Origin of the sequence: Curtobacterium subtropicum (genome assembly GCF_030362975.1) — a bacterium.
In the GTDB taxonomy this organism is placed as follows: domain Bacteria; phylum Actinomycetota; class Actinomycetes; order Actinomycetales; family Microbacteriaceae; genus Curtobacterium; species Curtobacterium subtropicum.
Genome location: NZ_JAUCMM010000001.1, coordinates 21,692 through 39,905 on the forward strand (window position 1 = coordinate 21,692; position 18,214 = coordinate 39,905).

Here is an 18,214-nt window from a genome sequence, read left to right on the forward strand (position 1 = left end):
GTTCGGTGTCGGACGGTGCGCTGTGGGTGGAGGGGTGGGAGAGCAGTTCAGGGGGCGGCGGGGCCCGCGTCGTCGTCGCAGCCGCAGGATCCGCGGAGGACGACCTCGACCGGCAGCTCGGTGTGCTGCCCGGTCGTGCTGGGGGTACGGCGGTCGACCAGATCGAAGAGGCGCTCGGTGGCGATGCGCCCCATCTCCTCGGCCGGCACGCGCACGGTGGTGATGCCCGGGGTGGTGACCCGGGCGAGCCCGAAGTCGTCGAAGCCGACGACCGAGACGTCCTCGGGCACGCGGATCCCGGCGCGACGCAGCTCGCGGAGCCCGCCGACCGCCATGTCGTCGTTCGCGAACACGATGCCGTCGAACCCGGGTCGGGCGCCGACCACGTGCTCCATCGCGGCGGCTCCGGAGGCCTCGGACAGGTCGCCCTCGACGACGGCGACCTCGGAGAGCCCGTGGGCGTTCGCCGCCCGGAGGAACCCGTCGCGCCGGTCGATGCCGGTCTGGTGGTCGAGGGTGCCGGTCACGTGCAGGAGCCGGCGACGGCCGTGCACCGTGACCAGGTGTTCGACGAGCCGTTCGGTGGCCGTGACGTCGTCGATGCCCACGGAGACCGCGCGGTCCAGGTGCGGGTAGTTGCCGATGAGCACCACCGGCAGACCGCTCGCGACCAGGGTCTGCACGTGGTCGTCGTCGATCGCGGCACTGGTGACGATGGCACCGTCGGCGGTCCGGGAGCGCATCACCCGCTCGTAGGCCACACCCCCGGTCGAGGTGTCGGCGTTCGTCGAGACGATGACCTGGGCGTCGTGTGCGTTCGCCGCGGTCGACATGCCCGTTAGGACGTGCATGAAGTAGAGGTGGCCGAACACGTGCGTCGACGAGTTCGGCACGATGAGGGCGACGGCGTCGGCTCGCTGGCTGCGGAGCGCCCGACCGGCGGAGCTCGGCACGTAGCCGAGTTCGTCGGCGGCCTGCTTGACGGCGGCGCGGGTCTTCTCGCTGATCCGCTCGTGCCCGGACAGCGCCATGCTCGCGGCGGCCGAGGTGACGCCGACTGCGGCGGCGACGTCCTTCAGGGTCACGGACTTCGGCACAGGAGGCCTCCTCGGGTCGGGTGGCGCGGTTGCTTTATCGATTAACCGCACGGACAGTCTGCACCTGCTGAATCGATCGAGCAAGTACCGCTGTGCGATCGGACGGGAGGCACGTGGCGGGGCCGCCCCGCGCCTCCCGTCCGACGGGTGGATCAGTTGAAGCGGAACACCTGCGGTGCCTGGCCGTTGCAGTCGTACAACTGCAGCGGCGTCTGGTTCGCGGTGTTGCCGGACGGCACGTCGAGGCACCGGCCGGACTGCGGGTTCAGCACGGAGCCGTTCGCCTGCGGCACCCACTGCTGCCCGCCGACACCGTTGCACGTGTACAGCTCCAGGTGCGTGCCGTTCGCCGTCGCGTTGCCGTCGAGGTCGAGGCACCGCCCGAGCGTCCGGATCGTGTGGTCGTTCGCGTTGTACGCCCACTGCTGGTCCGTCGTCTGCTCGTCGGTCAGCAGCGTCTGGCAGTCGTACACCTGCACCTGCTGGCCGTTCTGCTGCAGGTCGTTGCCCGCCACGTCGACGCACTTGCCGCCGATCGTGCCGATCGGCACTGCGGCGACGAACTTCTGCGCCGCGTTGCCGTTGCAGTCGTACAGCTGCAGGGCCGTGCCGTTCGCGGTGTTGCCGGACGGGTCGTCGAGGCACCGCCCGGACTGCGGGTTCTTGATCGACCCGTCGGGCTGCACGATCCACTGCTGCCCGCCGACGCCGTTGCAGTCGTAGAGCTCGACGTGTGTGCCGTTGGCGGTTCCGTTGCCGTTCGCGTCGAGGCACCGGCCGAGCGTGCTCAGCGTGTGGGCGCCGTAGACGCTGCCGAGCCAGTGCTGGTCGGCGGCGAGGGTCTGGCAGTCCCAGAGCTGCACGACCGCGGTGTTGCCGCCGGTGTCGTCGCCCGCGACGTCGATGCACTTGCCGCCGGGGCCGGTGATGAACGCACCCGGTCCCCCACCCGTCGACACGCCCTGGTAGTTCTGCGCGACGACGTTCGCCTGCACCGCGTCGTCCGCGGCGTCGGACGAGTACCCGGTGGTCATGACACCCTCGAAGAACGACTGCGTGCCGCGGTTCGAGTTGTCACCGCCGGCACCGAGGACGATCGAGCCCTCCAGCTTCATCGGCGTGTAGCCCTGACCGTCGGCGTCCTTGTCGGTCGGCAGTGCACCCTCGTACCACTTCGACAGCGATCCCCCCTGCGCGTCGCCGCCCTTCAGCGCGAAGTTCGCGACGCCGTCGTTCTTCAGGAGCGCGGTGACGAACTTGCTCGAGTTGCCGGTGTTCGCCGTGTTGATCGCCGTCTTTCCCTCGTAGACCCCGTTCTCGATGTCGGCCTGCACCCAGGGGCCGCGACCGGCGCTGCCCTTGCCATTGAGCATGGACAGGTTCAGGGCGTCCATGTGCCCCTTGCCGGTGTCCTTCGGCTGGGTCTCGACGTTGCCGAAGTCCGAACAGCACCCGTGGTTGACGTTCGTGCCGCTGGCGACCTCGTACATCGACTCGGGGCTCGCGCCGCGGGCGGTCCCCTTCGCGACGGTGCTCGAGATCCGGTACGCGACCTGCTGGGGCATGAAGATGCCGTAGGCCTTGTGGCCGGCCACCGTGATCGGCAACGCAGCCGCGTCCGCGGCGTGGTTCGCGGGTCCCGCATCCCCGGCGCCGGCGACCGTGAGGTCGTTGTGGTTGCTCGTCTGGTCGTAGATCTTCGGGATCGTGCACGTCGTGCCCGAGCAGAAGGAGTCCTGCGTCGCAGCGTTGGCGTACCCGCCGGCGGCGAGGAGCCCGACGTTCGTCACCGCCCCGTCCGAGGCACGTTGCACCTGGTAGAGCGGTCCGTTGTAGGAGGCGAAGAGGGCGCGTGTGGAGCTGTAGGCGGCGACGCACGACGTGCCCGCGGTGCCGTAGGTGTCGCAGGGGCCGTTCGTGGCGGCGGAGGCGGTGCCCGCGCCGAGCGTCGCGGCGAAGAGGGTGCCGGCGACGAGGGCGAGAGCGCCGAGCGCGGCGGCGAACGTGCGCCGTCGTCTCGAGGTGGGTTCCGTGTGCATGTTCGAGCTGTTCCTTCCGAGCGTCGTTGCTGGTGGACTGCTGTCGTTCCGCAATGGGTGAACCAGATTGCTTAAACGATTAAACAGAGCATACGCTCCTTCGGCCCGTTCCACCAGCCCGAGCGCGGCAAGCTGGCGATCTCCAGACGTGCCGATGACGGGGGCAGTGACGTGATCGGCGAGGCGGACGAGTGAAGCCCCGATGGAACTCGTGTTCCATCGGGGCTTCTTCCGGTCGGGCTGACAGGATTTGAACCTGCGACCCCTTGACCCCCAGTCAAGTGCGCTACCAAGCTGCGCCACAGCCCGTGAGCTCCGAGGAGCTCGGAACCCCGTTGCCGGTGTCCCACCACCCGCGTCCGACCGGAGCGCGAGCAGCCCGTCAAGCATAGCGGACGCGGGACCCTGCTCGTGCCACGGCGCGTCGCCACCCCCACAGGACCGAAGGACCGGACCGGCCGGTCAGCCCCGCGGCGAGCGCGCCGGCGGCCGCACCACGTCCCGCTCCGCCGCCAGCCACGGCAGCACGAGCCCCACCAGCAGCCCGCCGAGCCCGTCGGCGGCCAGGTCCCCGATCGTGTCGTCGTACCCGACGTAGATCTTCGAGTCGACGAAGTTGTGCCCGAGCCACTCGCACATCTCCCACACGGAGCCGATCGCGAGCCCGAGGGTGAACACCAGGAGCGACACCGAGACCCGCCCTGCGTCCGGGGCGTGCGGCACGAGCCGCAGGTCCGCGGCGATCACGGCGAGCAGCGCCGCGAGCAGCCCGGTGAGCACGACGTGGATCAGCTTGTCCCAGAGGAACACTGAGGTGTACCACTCGAGCGCGCTCGACCACCCGGCGACGAGCACCAGCACGCAGACCGCCAGGTCGAACGCCGGCCGGAGTCCGAGCATCCGCGGCAGGACCACCCCGAACAGCGCGAGCGACATCACCGCGAACGACGTGCTCCCCCACCCGATCGTGGCGACGGGGATGCTGAGGAGCGTCAGGACCCGCACCACGTCGGCCGGCAGGAACCGCCGACGCAGGAAGGTCAGCCCGAGCGAGCGCATCACGACGCCCACCGCACGACCGCGTGCACGGCCGCGTGGTCGGACGGCCAGACCCCGCCCGGTCGGCGGACGTTCACGGCGACCCGGTCGACCACGGCGTCCTCGGTGACGAGCACCCCGTCGATCCGCCGGCCGCCGACACGCGGCGCCCGGTAGTGCGGGTACGTCCCGTACGCCTCCCCCACCTGCCTGGAGGCACTCCCCCAGCTGTCGACGACCCCCGCCTCCGCCAGGGCTCGCCAGGGCGCCGACCCGGCCGGGCAGTTCCAGTCGGCCATCACGACGGCTGGCAGCCCGCGCTCGCGGACGATGCGTCCGAGCAGCTGGGCTCCGCGCAGCCGCGCCCAGGGCGAGGCGACGTCGAGGTGCGTCGCCACGGCCAGGATCCGCTGCCCCGTGGCGCGGTCCACGACGACGGCCCCGACGGCGTGCCGCGGGAAGGCCGTCGCCCACGAGCGTGAGCCCGGACGCGACGGCGTGCGCGACAGTGCCCAGGTGCGCCGATCGACGACGTCGAGGCGCTCGCGGTCGAGGAAGAGCCCGACCGCCTCGCCACCGCCACGTGCTCCGCGACCGACGACCACGGGTTCCCAGCGCGACCCGAGTCGGGCGGTGAGGTCCGCGGTCTGGGTGGGCAGTGCCTCCTGGACGGCCAGTACGGTCGGTTCCTCGCTGGTGACGAGCGCGACGACGGCGTCGCGGCGGCGTTCCCACGCGTCGGGGCGTCCGGCTGCATGCGGCACCCGGCGTCTGAGGTTGAGGGTCGCGCAGTGCACCTCGGGGGCGACCACCGCCCCGATCGTCGGGTGGTCGTCCGGCGCGGCTGGCATGCACCCTGTCTACGAGACGACACCTGTTGCGTTCACAGGGTGTCGTGACCGTCCCTCGTAGGGTGACTCGGATGCGTTCCGCTCGTCCCACCCGTGTCCTGCTCGCGCTGTCGGTCTCCGGGCTCCTGCTCGGTGCCGCCGGCTGCACCACCCACGACGACGCTCCGACGGTCGCGCAACTGACGCGGTCCTCCGCCGACTCGGTGGCCGTGGCGGCCCAGCAGGACCCCTCGGCGCGGTCCGTCGCCACGAGTCGCGCGTTGTTCGCTTCCGCTCCGGGCGCGGTCGTCGTGTCGGCGTCCGACACGGACGCGTTGCGCGACGCGGCGAGCGCCGCTCGAGCCGCCCACGTGCCGCTGCTGGTGGCGGACGACGACGACGCTCCGACGGCGTCACCGACCGCCGGGACGAGCCGCAGCGACGACCGGGTGGCCGCCGAACTCCGTCGGCTCGGGGCGGACTGGTACCAGGCCGAGGGCGCCGTGTCGGTCGACACCGACGTCCCCGAGCGGGACGCACCGGAGCGCGGCGACGCACCCGAGGCGAGCGGGACCTCCCGGACGGCGACGGTGGTCGTGGCCGACCGGCGGGCGGACGTGGCGGCCGTGGCGACGGCGGAGGCCGCCGGTGCCCGCGTGGTCGTGATGCCGGACGGCGTGACCGACCCCGCTGCCGCCCAGGACGTCGTGTCCGCGCTGCATGACCGCGCGGCGCACCCGACCGTGCTCGTCGGGTCGGCGTTCGGTGACCTGCCCGACCCCGACTGGACGGTGCGCGCCGCCGAGAACGGTTGGCAGCTGCCGCACGGCGGGCAGCGGCCGTTCGACGGGCATCGGTACGTCGCGCTGTACGGGGCGCCCGGCGCGCCCGTGCTCGGAGTGCTCGGCGAGCAGGACCCGGCGGCGACCGTGCGTCGGGCCGAAGGGATGGCGGCGGAGTACGACGGGCTCGGCGACGAGCCGGTGACGCCCGCGATGGAGGTCATCGCGACCGTCGCGGCCGGCGACGCCGGAGCCGACGGCGACTACTCGACCGAGCTGCCGGTGTCGACGCTGGAGCCCTACGTCGACGCGGCGACCGACGCCGGGATGCCGGTCGTCCTCGACCTGCAGCCGGGGCGGTCGGACTTCCTGTCGCAGGCGAAGCGGTACGAGTCGCTGCTGGCGAAGCCGAACGTCTGGCTCGCGCTCGACCCGGAGTGGCGGCTGACCGCGGACCAGGTGCCCCTGCGGCAGATCGGGAGCGTCTCGGCGTCCGAGGTGAACCAGGTCTCGTCGTGGCTCGCCGACCTGGTGCGGACGAAGGGGCTGCCGCCGAAGGCGTTCGTGCTGCACCAGTTCCGACTGTCGATGATCCAGGACCGGTCGTCGCTGGCGTCGCACCCGGAGCTCGACCTGCTCATCCACGTCGACGGGCAGGGCTCGCAGCCGGACAAGCAGGCGACGTGGAAGGCACTGCACCAGGGCGCACCGGAGGGCGTGCACTGGGGCTGGAAGAACTTCTTCGACGAGGACGCGCCGATGCTGTCGCCGGAGCAGACCATGGCCGACGTGCAGCCGACGCCGTCGTTGATCACGTACCAGTAGGGGCGTCGGGTCGGGGCCGCGTCGCGTCGCGTCGCGTCCTGCCTTGTTCTCCACAGTCTGGAGGGGCGGGGCGCGTTCCGTCGGCGGCTGCTGACAGCATGGGGGCATGTCTGGTCTCGGTGTCGGTACGTCCGTCGGCTCACCTGCCCCCGGCTCGCCTGCCCCCGTCGTTCCGCCTGCCCCCGCGGCGGCTGCGCCGTCCGCCGAGATCGCTGCAGAGGCGCAGGCGGCCCTGGCCGCCCTGACCGGGCGTCCTGATGCGGTCTTCCACCCCGGCCAGCTCGAGGCGATCTCGGCCCTCGTCGAGCACCGGCAGCGCGCCCTCGTGGTGCAGCGCACCGGGTGGGGCAAGTCGGCCGTCTACTTCCTCGCGACCCTGCTGCTGCGCCGTCGCGGCGGCGGCCCGACCGTGCTCGTGTCGCCCTTGCTCGCCCTGATGCGCGACCAGGTCGCCGCGGCTGCGCGGGCCGGGGTCCGCGCGGTGTCGATCAACTCGGCCAACGCGCACGAATGGGCGGACACGCAAGCGGCGTTGGCGCGGGACGAGGTCGACGTGCTCCTCGTCTCCCCCGAGCGCCTCAACAACCCACGGTTCCGCGACGAGCAGCTGCCGACGCTGATCGCGCGGATGGGCATGCTCGTGGTGGACGAGGCACACTGCATCTCCGACTGGGGACACGACTTCCGCCCGGACTACCGCCGGCTCGCCGAGCTCATCCGGTCGCTCCCCCAGGGTGTGCCCGTGCTCGCGACGACCGCGACCGCGAACGAGCGCGTGGTGGAGGACGTCGCCGAGCAGCTCACCGCCGGCCCGGACGCCCCCGTCTTCACGATCCGCGGGTCCCTGGCTCGGGCGTCGCTCCGGCTCGGTGTCCTGACCCTGCCGGACGCCCGGCAGCGCCTCGGCTGGCTGCTCGCCCACCTGGGCGACCTGCCCGGCAGCGGCATCATCTACACGCTCACCGTGTCCGGAGCCGAGGACATCGCCCGACTCCTGCGCGAGAACGGGTACGCCGTCCGCGCCTACACCGGGCGGACCGACACCGAGGAGCGCGAGCAGCTCGAGCAGCAGCTCAAGGGCAACGCGCTCAAGGCGCTCGTGGCGACGAGCGCACTCGGGATGGGGTTCGACAAGCCGGACCTCGGGTTCGTCGTGCACGTCGGCGCGCCCTCGTCACCCGTCGCCTACTACCAGCAGATCGGCCGCGCCGGGCGTGCGACCGACAACGCCGACGTGCTGCTGCTGCCCGGGCGCGAGGACCGCGAGATCTGGCAGTACTTCGCGAGCGCGTCGATGCCGACCGAGGCCCGCGCCTCCGCCGTGCTCGGTGCGCTCTCCACCGACTCCGCGATGTCCACCGTGGCACTCGAGGGGCTCGTCGACATCAAGCGCTCGACCCTCGAGCTGCTGCTCAAGGTGCTCGACGTCGACGGCGCCGTCCGTCGGGTCGCCGGCGGCTGGGTGTCGACCGGGCAGCCGTGGCAGTACGACGCCGCCCGGTACGAGCGGGTCGCCGCCGCGCGTGAGGCCGAGGCCGCGTCGATGCTCGCCTACGAGTCCACCTCGGCGTGCCGCATGCAGCTGCTGCAGCAGGACCTCGACGACCCGTCCGCCGAGCCCTGCGGGCGCTGCGACAACTGCGCGGGCGTCTGGTACCCGACGTCGGTGTCGGACTCGGACGCCTCGGGTGCCGCCGCCGCGCTGGACAAGGTCGGCGTCGAGATCGCCCCGCGCGCGCAGTGGCCGTCCGGCATGTCCGCGCTCGGCGTGCCCGTGAAGGGGAAGATCCCGGCCGGGGAGCTCGTCGAGCCGGGCCGGGCCGTCGCCCGACTCACCGATCTCGGCTGGGGTGGGCCGCTCCGCGCGCTCTTCTCGGCCACGGCACCGGACGGTCCCGTGTCCCGTGAGCTGGTCGACGGGTGCATCCGTGCGCTGAAGGACTGGCCCTGGGCCGAGCGTCCGACCGGCGTCGTGGCGATGTCCTCGCGGTCGCGGCCGGAGCTCGTCGGGTCGTTGGCGCAGGCGCTGGCGTCGATCGGGCGGTTGCAGTTCCTCGGGACGCTCGGGCGGAGCGGCGGGGAGCCCCGTGGGGACGGTGCGACGAACAGTGCCTACCGGCTGTCCGGGGTGTGGGACACCTTCGTGCTGGACCCGGCGCTCGCAGCGGCGCTGGCGTCGCACCAGGGGCCGGTGCTGCTCGTGGACGACCTGGTGGACAGCCGGTGGACGATGACCGTCGCCGGACGGGAGCTCCGGCGTGCGGGGGCGTCGGCCGTGCTGCCGTTCGCGCTCGCGACGGTGGCCTGACACCCGCGCCCGGGCCGGCGGGCTCGTCGGGACGCGTCGCTCGGCTCAGGCCGCGCCGATCGCGTCCAACTCGCGGATCGCGTCGGCCGGCAGGGTGATGCCCGCGCCTTCGACGTTCTGCCGCAGGTGCTCGACGGACGACGTCCCGGGGATGAGCAGGATGTTGTCCGAGCGCTGGAGCAGCCATGCGAGGGCGACCGACAGGCGCGACTCCCCCAGCCGCGCCGCGACGGCGTCGAGCGCCTCGGACTGGATGGGTGAGAACCCGCCGAGCGGGAAGTACGGCACGTAGGCGATGCCCTCGGCTGCCGTGAGGTCGACGAGGTCGTCGTCCCCGCGTTGCGCCACGTTGTACATGTTCTGCACGCAGACCACGGGTGCGATCCGGAGGGCCTCGACGAGCTGCGCGCCCGTCACCGTCGACAACCCGAGGTGGCGGATCTTGCCCTGCTGCTGCAGTCCGGCGAGCGCCTCGAACTGCGGGGCGATGCTGCCCGGCTCCGGGGCGTCGAATCCGCCGACACGGAGGTTGACGACGTCGAGCTGCTCGAGGCCGAGCCGGTCGAGGTTCGCGTGCACGTCCTCGACGAGCTGCTCGGGCTTGCGCGCAGGCGGCCACTGCCCCTTGTCGTTCCGGCGTGAACCGACCTTCGTGACGATGTGGACCTGTTCCGGGTACGGGTGCAGGGCTTCGCGGATGATCTCGTTCGTGACGTGCGGGCCGTAGAAGTCCGCCGTGTCGATGTGGGTGATGCCGAGTTCGACCGCCGTGCGCAGCACCCGGACGGCCTCGTCGCGATCGGCCGGTGGACCGAAGACGTGCGGACCGGCGAGCTGCATCGCGCCGTAGCCGAAGCGGGTGACCTCGAGGTCGCCGAGGTCGTAGGTGCCACCGGGCAGGCTGTTCGTCGTCATGGTTCGACCATGCTCCCGATCACTGCGGTGTGCCTGGCCCTGGTTGTCCCCTGGTCGCGCGGCCGGGCTTCGGGAAGGTCGCCCGCATGTGGTCGCTCGTCAGCACGTCGCCGATGCCGATCATGAGGAGTGAGAACAGGATCTGCTCGATCACCATCCAGAACGGGTACAACCCCGGGATCGCCGCGACGACGAGGGTCACGACGGGGAAGATCCTGCTGAAGAGTCGCAGCCGCTGGTACGCCCAGTAGTAGCCGAGCTGCGCCCGCCAGGCGAACACGTAGAGCGTCAGGGTGATGAGGAGCACCACGGTCGCCCGGAACCAGACCGCCCACGCGACCGTCTCCCCCGCGCGGGTGAGCAGCACGGCGACGACGATCGCCGCGAGTCCGACCACCGTCTCGGCGACGAGCAGCCACCGGATCCAGCGGAACGACCGCACGGTGTCAGGGTGGGCGAGCATGTCCTCGCGGATCACGTAGTCGGCCTGCCGACCGCCGGCCAGGCGGTCCAGGTGCAGCCGGCACCAGAGACGGTCGGCGAGGACGGGGAGACGCACGGGTCAATGGTGCCGCATCCGGCGCACGACGGAGCGCCGCCCCACTGCGGTGCCGCTCAGTCCGCGGGGACGAGCAGCGCGACGCCGAGGACCTCGTCCGTCTCGTCGTCGACGAGCGCCGCGGAACGCGTGTCCGCCTGGAGGAACGCGGCATCGACGGTGAGCGAGGAGCCACCCGCCGCGTCCCCGGCGACGGGCAGCGTCACGACGGAGGAGGCCTCCGCGAGCACGCCGAGGTCCGGCGTCGCGTCCGGTGCGAGGACGAGTCGGACCGCGCGGGTCGTGGGTGGGACGGCCAGTCCGTCGACGCGGACCGCGACGGTGGACTCGGCGGTGCGTTCGATGCGGACGGTCGCCGCGAACCCGTCGACCAGCGGCGTCGCGCTGCCGGCGACCGGCAGGACCCGGTCGACCCAGTCCTCGACGCTCCGGGGAACGCCCTGTCGGACCTCGGTGCCCGGGATCGGGGCGCCGAGGGCGTTCGACACCGCGAGCGGTCCGGACCCGTCCACGGGTCCGGACGCATCCACAGGCACGGACCCGTCCATCGGTACGGTCGGACGGTCGGTGGGACGCGCGGCCCGGGATCCGTCGTCGTCCCCGGTGACGAGCCAGGCGGCGCCGAGCCCGGACACGACGACGGCGAGCGCCAGCAGGCCCGCCAGGGGTCCTCGCCGTGCTCGCCGTCCCACGTCGTCGTCCGACCGCTACGTGCGCTTGCGGCGCTCGCGCACCCGCATGTTGACGTTGATCGGAGTGCCCTCGAAGCCCCACACCTCGCGCAGACGACGCGTGATGAAGCGGCGGTACTGCGGGTCGAGGAACGCCGAGGTGAAGAGCACGAACGTCGGCGGCTGGCTCGAGGCCTGCGTCCCGAACAGGATGCGGGGCTGCTTGCCACCGCGGACCGGGTGCGGGTGCTCCTGCACGAGCTCGGCGATGAAGGCGTTGACCTTGCCGGTCGGGATGCGGGTGTCCCACGACTCGAGAGCGGTCTCGAGCGCCGGAACGAGCTTCTCGAGGTGCCGGCCCGTCCGCGCGGAGATGTTCACGCGCGGGGCCCAGGCGACGTGCGCCAGGTCCTGCTCGATCTCGCGCTCGAGGTAGCGACGCCGGTCGTCGTCGAGCAGGTCCCACTTGTTGTAGGCGAGGACGAGCGCACGACCGGACTCGAGCACCAGGTCGATGATGCGGAGGTCCTGCGTCGAGATGGGCTCGGTCACGTCGAGGACGACGACGGCGACCTCGGCCTTCTCGAGCGCCGCGGTGGTACGGAGCGAGGCGTAGAAGTCCGCGCCCTGCTGCAGGTGCACACGCTTCCGGATACCGGCGGTGTCGACGAAGCGCCAGACGCGGCCGCCGAGCTCGATCTGCTCGTCCACCGGGTCGCGGGTGGTGCCCGCGAGGTCGTTGACGACGACGCGCTCCTCGCCCGCGGCCTTGTTGAGCAGCGAGCTCTTGCCGACGTTCGGGCGGCCGAGGATCGCGACGCGACGGGGACCGCCGACCTCCTGCTTGGCGACGGCCGACGTGTCGGGGAGCGTCGCGATGATGAGGTCCATCAGGTCCGCGACGCCGCGGCCGTGCAGTGCGGAGACCGGGTGCGGCTCGCCGAGTCCGAGGTTCCACAGCTCGTAGGCGTCCAGGTCACGGCGGTCGTCGTCGGCCTTGTTCGCGACGACGATCACCGGGCGGTCGGTCCCGCGGAGCATCTTCACGACGTGCTCGTCGGTGGCGGTGATGCCGACCGTGACGTCGACGACGAAGAGCACGGCGTCGGCGAGGTCGACCGCGACCTCGGCCTGCGCGGCGACCGAGGCGTTGATGCCGCGGGCGTCGGGCTCCCACCCGCCGGTGTCGACGAGCGTGAAGCGCTTGTCGTTCCACTCGGCCTTGTAGCTCACGCGGTCGCGGGTCACGCCGGGGACGTCCTGCACGACGGCCTCGCGACGGCCGATGATGCGGTTGACGAGCGCCGACTTGCCCACGTTCGGACGCCCGACGATCGCGAGCACCGGGTACGCGGGCAGGTAGTGGACGCCGTCCTCGCCGAGCTCACCGGCGTCGAGGAGTGCGACGTCCTCGTCGTCGAGCTCGTACTCGTCGAGTCCGGCGCGGAGCGCGTTCGCACGCTGGTCCGCCTCGGCGTCGTCGAGTCCGGCGAGCCGTTCGCCGAGCGCGTCGTCGTACTCCGGGAAGTCGTCGTTGTCGTGGCTGTCCTGCTGGGCCATGTGGGTTTCCTCGTGTGCGACCGGAGCCGCGGTGTCGGTGGCCGGTGCCGGCCGGGCCGGTTCCCCGGCCGTGGTGACCGGGCGACCCGGTCGTGGTGACCGGACGGCGCCCGGTCGTGCGTCAGTGCGTGGCCGCTCGGGCCAGGTCGACGACCGCCTGGACGGTCTGGTCGAAGTCGAGGTCGGTGGAGTCGAGCGTCGTGACACCGTCCGCGGCGTTCATGAAGTCGACGACCTTCGCGTCCGCCGCGTCTCGGCGGGCGAGGGCGGCGGAGGTCTCGGCGGCCGACTGCGTGGTGACCTCTGCCGAGCGCCGAGCCATCCTAACCGACTCGTCGGCGGTCAGCAGGATGCGGACCTCGGCGTCGGGTGCGACGACCGTGGTGATGTCACGCCCCTCGGTGATGATGCCCTGCGCGTCGGCCTTCCGCATGACCTGCCGGAACAGCTGCACGAGCTTCTCGCGGACCTCGGGCAGCTTGGCGATGTGCGCGACCGCCGCGGTCACCTCGGGGGTGCGGATCGCCTCGGTCACGTCGGTGTCGCCGACGCGGACGAAGGTGTCGTCGGGGTCGGTGCCGATGGAGTAGTCGAAGGTGTCCCAGCTCGCCACGACCGCGGCGGCGTCGTCGAGGTCGACGCCCTGCTGCAGCGCGTGCCAGGCGAGTGCACGGTAGGCGGCACCGGTGTCCTGGTAGCCGAAGCCCAGGGCACGGGCCGCCGCGCGCGAGACACTGGACTTGCCGCTGCCGGCGGGGCCGTCGACCGCGATGACGGTCTTCGCGACGAAGGCGCCCTGCGGCAGGCCGGACGGCACCGGGGCGCTGGTCGACCCGGGCTCGCCGCCCGGGGTCCCGAGCCCGCCGGCGGGCCCACCGAGCGCACCGCCGTCGGCGCCGCCAGCCGCACCGTCGCCCGGGGTCGGGGTCGGCAGACCGGAGTCGGGCCCCTCGGGGCCCCCGGTGACGCCGGAGTCGTTCGGCGTGACGTGCGTGTCGTCGTTCAGGCCCATGCTGCTGCAATCCTCCATCCGCGCCCCTCGAGTTCCTCGACGAGACGCTGTTCCTGCTCGGGCACGACCGACACCTCGACGATGCCGATCGGTGCGCCCGGTGAGTGCTCGAGGCGCATGTCCTCGAGGTTGATGCCGATCTCCCCGATGAACTGCAGGAGCGCGGCGATCTGCCCCGGGGTGTCGTCGACGAGGACGACCACCTGGGCGAAGCGCTTGGTGGTGCCGTGCTTGCCAGGGAGCCGCTCGACCCCGCGGTTGCCGGCGGCGATGGTCTCCGCGATCGTCCGCGGCGATCCCTGGCCGTCGGGGTCCTCGAGCGCGGCGAGCACCCGGTCGAGGTCGTCGCGCAGGTCCGTCAGCACCGGCCGGATGTTGGCCGCGTTCGCCCCGATGATCTGCACCCACAGGCCGGGGTCGCTCGCGGCGATGCGCGTCACGTCGCGCACGCCACCGCCGGCGAGACCGAGTGACCCGTCGGGGGCCTCCTGCAGCCGCGCGGCCATCAGGGTCGACACGAGCTGCGGCGCGTGCGAGACGTACGCGACGGCGAGGTCGTGCGAGTCCGGTTCCATCGGGACGACGGTCGCGCCGACGTCGAGTGCGAGGTCCTCGACCACCGCGGCACGCTGGTACGAGATCGCGTCGTGCCCGGCGATCACCCAGGGGCGACCGACGAACAGGTCGGCCCGCGCCGCCGTCGGGCCGCTCCGCTCACGACCGGCCATCGGGTGCGATCCGATGTACCGGCTCACGTCGGCGCCCGAGGCCTGCAGTCGCTCCAGCGGTCCCGTCTTCACGCTCGCCACGTCGGTGACGACCGCGCGCGGGAAGGCAGCGAGCTCACGCTCGACGACCGTCGCCACCACGTCCGGCGGGACCGCCACCACGATGAGCTCCGGGTCGTCGCCGTCCTCCGGTCGTCGGCCCGCACCGTAGTCGACGGCGAGCGCCAGTGCGGCGGGCGAGACGTCGTCGAGCACGACGTCGACGCCCTTCTCGCGCAGCGCGAGTCCGATCGATGCACCCAGCAGCCCGGCACCGACGACCCGCACGGGTCCGCGCAGCCGCCGGTCGATGTCCGGTTCGGCGAGCGGGGCGGGGGCGTCGGTCACGGGCCTCAGCCTACCGAGCGTCAGTCGGCAGTCTCCTCGTCGGTGTCGTCCGGTGCAGCGCCCTTCGCCTCGCGCGCGATGCGGAGGAGTGCACCGAGCTCGACGGTCGAGAGCTCACGCACCCTGCCGATCGGCAGCGATCCGAGCTGCAGCGGCCCGAACGACCGACGCACGAGCTCGAGCACCGGGTGGTCGACCGCGTCGAGCATGCGTCGCACGATCCGGTTGCGCCCCGAGTGCAGGGTGATCTCGACCAGGGACTCACCGCGGGCGGACTCGAGCAGCCGCACCTTGTCCGCGGCGATCGGCCCGTCCTCGAGCTCCACGCCGTCGAGCAGCCGCTGCACCGTCGCCGGGTTCACCTTGCCCGCGACCTTCGCGATGTAGGTCTTCGTCACGCCGAACGACGGATGGGCCAGCACGTGGGCCAGGTCGCCGTCGTTCGTCAGCAGGAGCAGCCCGGACGTCTCGGCGTCGAGCCGACCGACGTTGAACAGGCGCTCCTCGTACCGGTCCACGAACTCCGACAGGTCGCGTCGACCGCGCTCGTCCTGCAGGCTCGACACGATCCCGACCGGCTTGTTGAGCAGCACGTACCGCCGCGAGGTGTCGACCTGCACCGGCACACCGTCCACCGCGATCTCGTCCGTCTCCGGGTCGACGCGGCGTCCGAGGGCCTCGACGACCTCGCCGTTCACCGTGACGCGCCCCTCGACGATCAGGTTCTCCGCGACCCGTCGGGACGCCACGCCCGCAGCGGCGATCACCTTCTGCAGCCGCTCACCGTCGGCCTGGAGGCTCGCCGCGCCCCCGGCAGGGGACCCCGCCTCGTCCGCGTCCCAGTCCGGGATGATCGGCCGCTCGGGCGTGCCCTCCACCGGGATGCCGTGGTCGTCACGCGCCCCCTCCGGGCGCGGCGTCGTCCCGCGCTCGGCGCCGCTCGGGATGCGTCCTCGTCCGTTCGTGCCCGGCCGGTCGCCATTGCGTGCGGTGGTCGTGCCACCGACGTAGCGGCGACCGTTGTGCCAGACGGTGCTCGGTCGGCCGTCGGGGGTGCGGCGGTCCTCACGCGCGGGGTCGCGGCGGTCGTCGCGGCGCTCCGCTCCACGCCCGGAGCCGCGGCGGTCGGCGCCGCGACGGTCGTCGTCGCGGCCGCGGTACCCACCGCGGTCGCCACCCTGCCGGTCATCGCGCCCGCGGAACCCACCACGGTCGCCACCCTGCCGGTCGTCACGCCCGCGGAACCCACCACGGTCGCCACCCTGCCGGTCGTCACGCCCGCGGAACCCACCACGGTCGCCACCCTGCCGGTCGTCACGCCCGCGGTACCCACCACGGTCGCCACCCTGCCGGTCGTCACGCCCGCGGTACCCGCCGGAGCGGCCGTCCTCGCGGCCGACGAACCCGTCGCGGTCGGTGCTGCGGCGGTCGGCGTCGCGGCTCACGAACCGGCCGCGGTCTCCCCCGGCCCGGTCGTCGCGTCCGCGGTACCCGCCACGGTCGCCACCGGAACGGTCGTCACGCCCGCGGTACCCACCGCGGTCGCCACCGGACCGGTCGTCACGCCCGCGGTACCCACCACGATCGCCACCCTGCCGGTCGTCACGCGCGCGGTACCCGCCCTGCTCCGAACCACCGCGGTACCCACCACGCTCGCCACCGGACCGGTCGTCACGCCCGCGGTACCCACCACGATCGCCACCACCTGTCGGGCGCTCGTCGCGCCCGCGGTACCCGCCGCGGTCTGCACCGGGCCGGCCACCCGCGCGGCCGGAGCCGGTGGTGCGGTCGCGGGACGCGCCTCCAGGCCGACCGGAGCCGGACCGGTCAGCACCGGACCGATCAGCACCGGACCGGTCGGAGCCGCGACCGTACCCACCGGAGCGGCCGTCCGATCCCCCTCGGGACCCACCTCGTCGTTCGTCCTCATACGCGGCCATCGGGGATCCCTTCGTCGTGCCCGAAGCCGTCCGCGCCGTCCTCCAGCAGAGGCGAGATCAGCGGCAGTTCGTCGAGCGAGTTGATGCCGAGCTGCTGGAGCAGCAGGTCGGACGTGATGTAGTTGATGGCGCCCGTCTCGGCGTCGGTGAACGACTCCTCGATGAGGCCGCGCGCGACGAGCGTGCGGACGACCCCGTCGACGTTCACCGCCCGGATGGAGGCGATCTGCGACCGGGTGATCGGCTGCTTGTAGGCGACCACCGCGAGGGTCTCGAGCGCGGCCTGCGACAGCCGGGCCGGACGCTCTGCCTCGACGAACTGCTCGACGACGTCGTCGAGCTCGCGCCGCACGTAGAAGCGCCAGCCGCCGCCGACCTCGCGCAGTTCGAAGCCACGGCGGACCGTGCCGTCGACACCGTCGAAGTCGGCGACGAGCCGTTCGATCGCCTGACGCACGGCGGGCACGGGCGCCCCCACCGCGGCGCCGAGTGCGACGAGCGACTGCGGTTCGTCGGCGATCATCAGGATCGCCTCGAGCTGCCGGTCGACGGGCAGGTCCGGGTACTCGGTCTGGCGGGCGTGCAGCTCCTGCTCGATCGCGCGGGCGTCGGCGACCTCGTCCGCTCCCCCGGGTTCGGCGCTCGACGCGGCAGCGCGTGCGTCATCCGTCATAGTCGGCTCCCAGGTTCGCGAGGCTCTCGTCGGACCAGTCCTCGGCGGTCCAGCGGAGTGTCAGCTCCCCCAGCGGTTCGAGCTGCTCGAACGAGATCGATGCGTTCCGGTACAGCTCCAGGATCGCCAGGAAGCGAGCTACAACGATACCCGTCTCCGAGACACCGGCGACCAGCTCACGGAACGACACGTCCTCGTCCGCCCGGGTGCGGAGGATCGAGACGACGATCGCGGCCTGCTCACGGATGCTCACGAGCGGGGCGTGCAGGTGGTCGAGCCCCACGGTCGGGATCTCCCGCGGCGCGAACGCCAGCGTCGCGATCGCGGCGAAGTCCTGTACCGAGAGGGTCCACACGAGCTCGGGTGTGCGGGCGCGGAAGCGCTCCTCGAGCCGGACCCGGCGGACGTGTCGGCGGGACTCCTGCTGCCACCGCTCCCCGAACCACTCGGCGGCCTGCTTGAACGCCCGGTACTGCAGGAGTCGTGCGAAGAGCAGGTCCCGGGCCTCGAGCAACGCCACGTCCTCGGCGTCCACGAGCTCGCCCTGCGGCAGGAGCCCGGCGATCTTCAGGTCGAGCAGGGTGGCGGCGACCACGAGGAACTCGCTGGCCTCGTCGAGCTCGTCGGCGGACTCGGCCTGGCGGACGTACTGGATGAACTCGCCCGTGACCGCGCCGAGCGACACCTCGGTGATGTCGAGCTCGTGCTTCGTGATGAGCGAGAGCAGCAGGTCGAACGGGCCGTCGAAGTTGCGCAGCCGGACTCGGAAGCCGGGCGCGGTCGTGGTGCCCGCAGGCGGGGAACCGGCGACGCCGTCGTCGTCGACCGGCACTGTCGGGCCGGACGAGGA

General features: G+C 72.4%; 16 protein-coding genes and 1 tRNA gene. 2 read left to right on the top strand and 15 right to left on the bottom strand.

The features are described 5' to 3' along the window. Positions 1 to 47: 47 nt before the first annotated feature. From QUG98_RS00130 to QUG98_RS00150, 5 genes are all read right to left on the bottom strand, one after another. A complete protein-coding gene (locus QUG98_RS00130) occupies positions 48 to 1,097 on the bottom strand; it encodes a LacI family DNA-binding transcriptional regulator (RefSeq protein ID WP_289468652.1) in 1,050 nt (349 codons plus the stop codon). Between the two features lie 152 nt (positions 1,098 to 1,249). Then, positions 1,250 to 3,136, bottom strand: a complete 1,887-nt coding sequence (locus tag QUG98_RS00135) for an arabinofuranosidase catalytic domain-containing protein (RefSeq protein WP_289468653.1) — start codon at positions 3,134 to 3,136, stop codon at positions 1,250 to 1,252. Positions 3,137 to 3,371: 235 nt separating this feature from the next. After that, positions 3,372 to 3,445: transfer RNA gene (locus QUG98_RS00140), tRNA-Pro, on the bottom strand. 153 nt (positions 3,446 to 3,598) lie between these two features. Further along, the gene (locus tag QUG98_RS00145; protein ID WP_491700643.1) at positions 3,599 to 4,195 is read right to left on the bottom strand and encodes a DUF2238 domain-containing protein; all 597 of its coding nucleotides are present in this window, start codon (positions 4,193 to 4,195) and stop codon (positions 3,599 to 3,601) included. Further along, positions 4,195 to 5,025 (bottom strand): endonuclease/exonuclease/phosphatase family protein, encoded by an 831-nt coding sequence (locus QUG98_RS00150; RefSeq protein WP_289468655.1) that lies wholly within the window; start codon positions 5,023 to 5,025, stop codon positions 4,195 to 4,197. Before QUG98_RS00150 ends, QUG98_RS00145 begins: the two co-directional genes overlap by 1 nt. Before the next feature lie 71 nt (positions 5,026 to 5,096). Here QUG98_RS00150 and QUG98_RS00155 point away from each other — a divergent pair, with 71 nt between their 5' ends. Together QUG98_RS00155 and QUG98_RS00160 are read left to right on the top strand one after the other, a co-directional pair. Further along, on the top strand, positions 5,097 to 6,611 hold the full coding sequence (locus QUG98_RS00155) for a hypothetical protein (RefSeq protein ID WP_289468656.1): 1,515 nt from the start codon (positions 5,097 to 5,099) through the stop codon (positions 6,609 to 6,611). 106 nt (positions 6,612 to 6,717) lie between these two features. Then, positions 6,718 to 8,919, top strand: a complete 2,202-nt coding sequence (locus QUG98_RS00160; RefSeq protein WP_289468657.1) for a RecQ family ATP-dependent DNA helicase — start codon at positions 6,718 to 6,720, stop codon at positions 8,917 to 8,919. Between the two features lie 45 nt (positions 8,920 to 8,964). On the opposite strand, the gene QUG98_RS00165 is transcribed toward QUG98_RS00160, so the two are convergent. The 10 genes from QUG98_RS00165 to QUG98_RS00210 all read right to left on the bottom strand — a co-directional run bounded on the left by QUG98_RS00165 (position 8,965) and on the right by QUG98_RS00210 (position 18,196). Then, on the bottom strand, positions 8,965 to 9,834 hold the full coding sequence (locus QUG98_RS00165; protein ID WP_289468658.1) for an oxidoreductase: 870 nt from the start codon (positions 9,832 to 9,834) through the stop codon (positions 8,965 to 8,967). Between the two features lie 19 nt (positions 9,835 to 9,853). Continuing rightward, positions 9,854 to 10,393, bottom strand: a complete 540-nt coding sequence (locus QUG98_RS00170; RefSeq protein ID WP_289468659.1) for a hypothetical protein — start codon at positions 10,391 to 10,393, stop codon at positions 9,854 to 9,856. A gap of 56 nt (positions 10,394 to 10,449) precedes the next feature. After that, on the bottom strand, positions 10,450 to 11,085 hold the full coding sequence (locus tag QUG98_RS00175) for a hypothetical protein (protein WP_289468660.1): 636 nt from the start codon (positions 11,083 to 11,085) through the stop codon (positions 10,450 to 10,452). 15 nt (positions 11,086 to 11,100) lie between these two features. Further along, entirely contained in the window at positions 11,101 to 12,624 is a 1,524-nt protein-coding gene (gene der, locus QUG98_RS00180; protein ID WP_289468661.1) for a ribosome biogenesis GTPase Der, read from the bottom strand. Positions 12,625 to 12,745: 121 nt separating this feature from the next. Further along, entirely contained in the window at positions 12,746 to 13,441 is a 696-nt protein-coding gene (cmk, locus tag QUG98_RS00185) for a (d)CMP kinase (RefSeq protein ID WP_289469173.1), read from the bottom strand. A gap of 185 nt (positions 13,442 to 13,626) precedes the next feature. Next, entirely contained in the window at positions 13,627 to 14,751 is a 1,125-nt protein-coding gene (locus tag QUG98_RS00190; protein WP_289468662.1) for a prephenate dehydrogenase, read from the bottom strand. A gap of 20 nt (positions 14,752 to 14,771) precedes the next feature. Beyond that, a complete protein-coding gene (locus QUG98_RS00195; RefSeq protein WP_289469174.1) occupies positions 14,772 to 15,527 on the bottom strand; it encodes a pseudouridine synthase in 756 nt (251 codons plus the stop codon). Between the two features lie 665 nt (positions 15,528 to 16,192). Next, entirely contained in the window at positions 16,193 to 16,681 is a 489-nt protein-coding gene (locus QUG98_RS00200; protein WP_289468663.1) for a hypothetical protein, read from the bottom strand. Continuing rightward, a complete protein-coding gene (gene scpB / locus QUG98_RS00205; RefSeq protein WP_289468664.1) occupies positions 16,678 to 17,364 on the bottom strand; it encodes an SMC-Scp complex subunit ScpB in 687 nt (228 codons plus the stop codon). The genes QUG98_RS00200 and scpB overlap by 4 nt, the downstream gene beginning before the upstream one ends. Next, positions 17,354 to 18,196 carry a segregation and condensation protein A gene (locus tag QUG98_RS00210; protein WP_289468665.1) on the bottom strand — a complete coding sequence of 281 codons (843 nt, stop codon included), beginning with the start codon at positions 18,194 to 18,196 and terminating at the stop codon, positions 17,354 to 17,356. Before QUG98_RS00210 ends, scpB begins: the two co-directional genes overlap by 11 nt. Positions 18,197 to 18,214 lie beyond the last annotated feature (18 nt).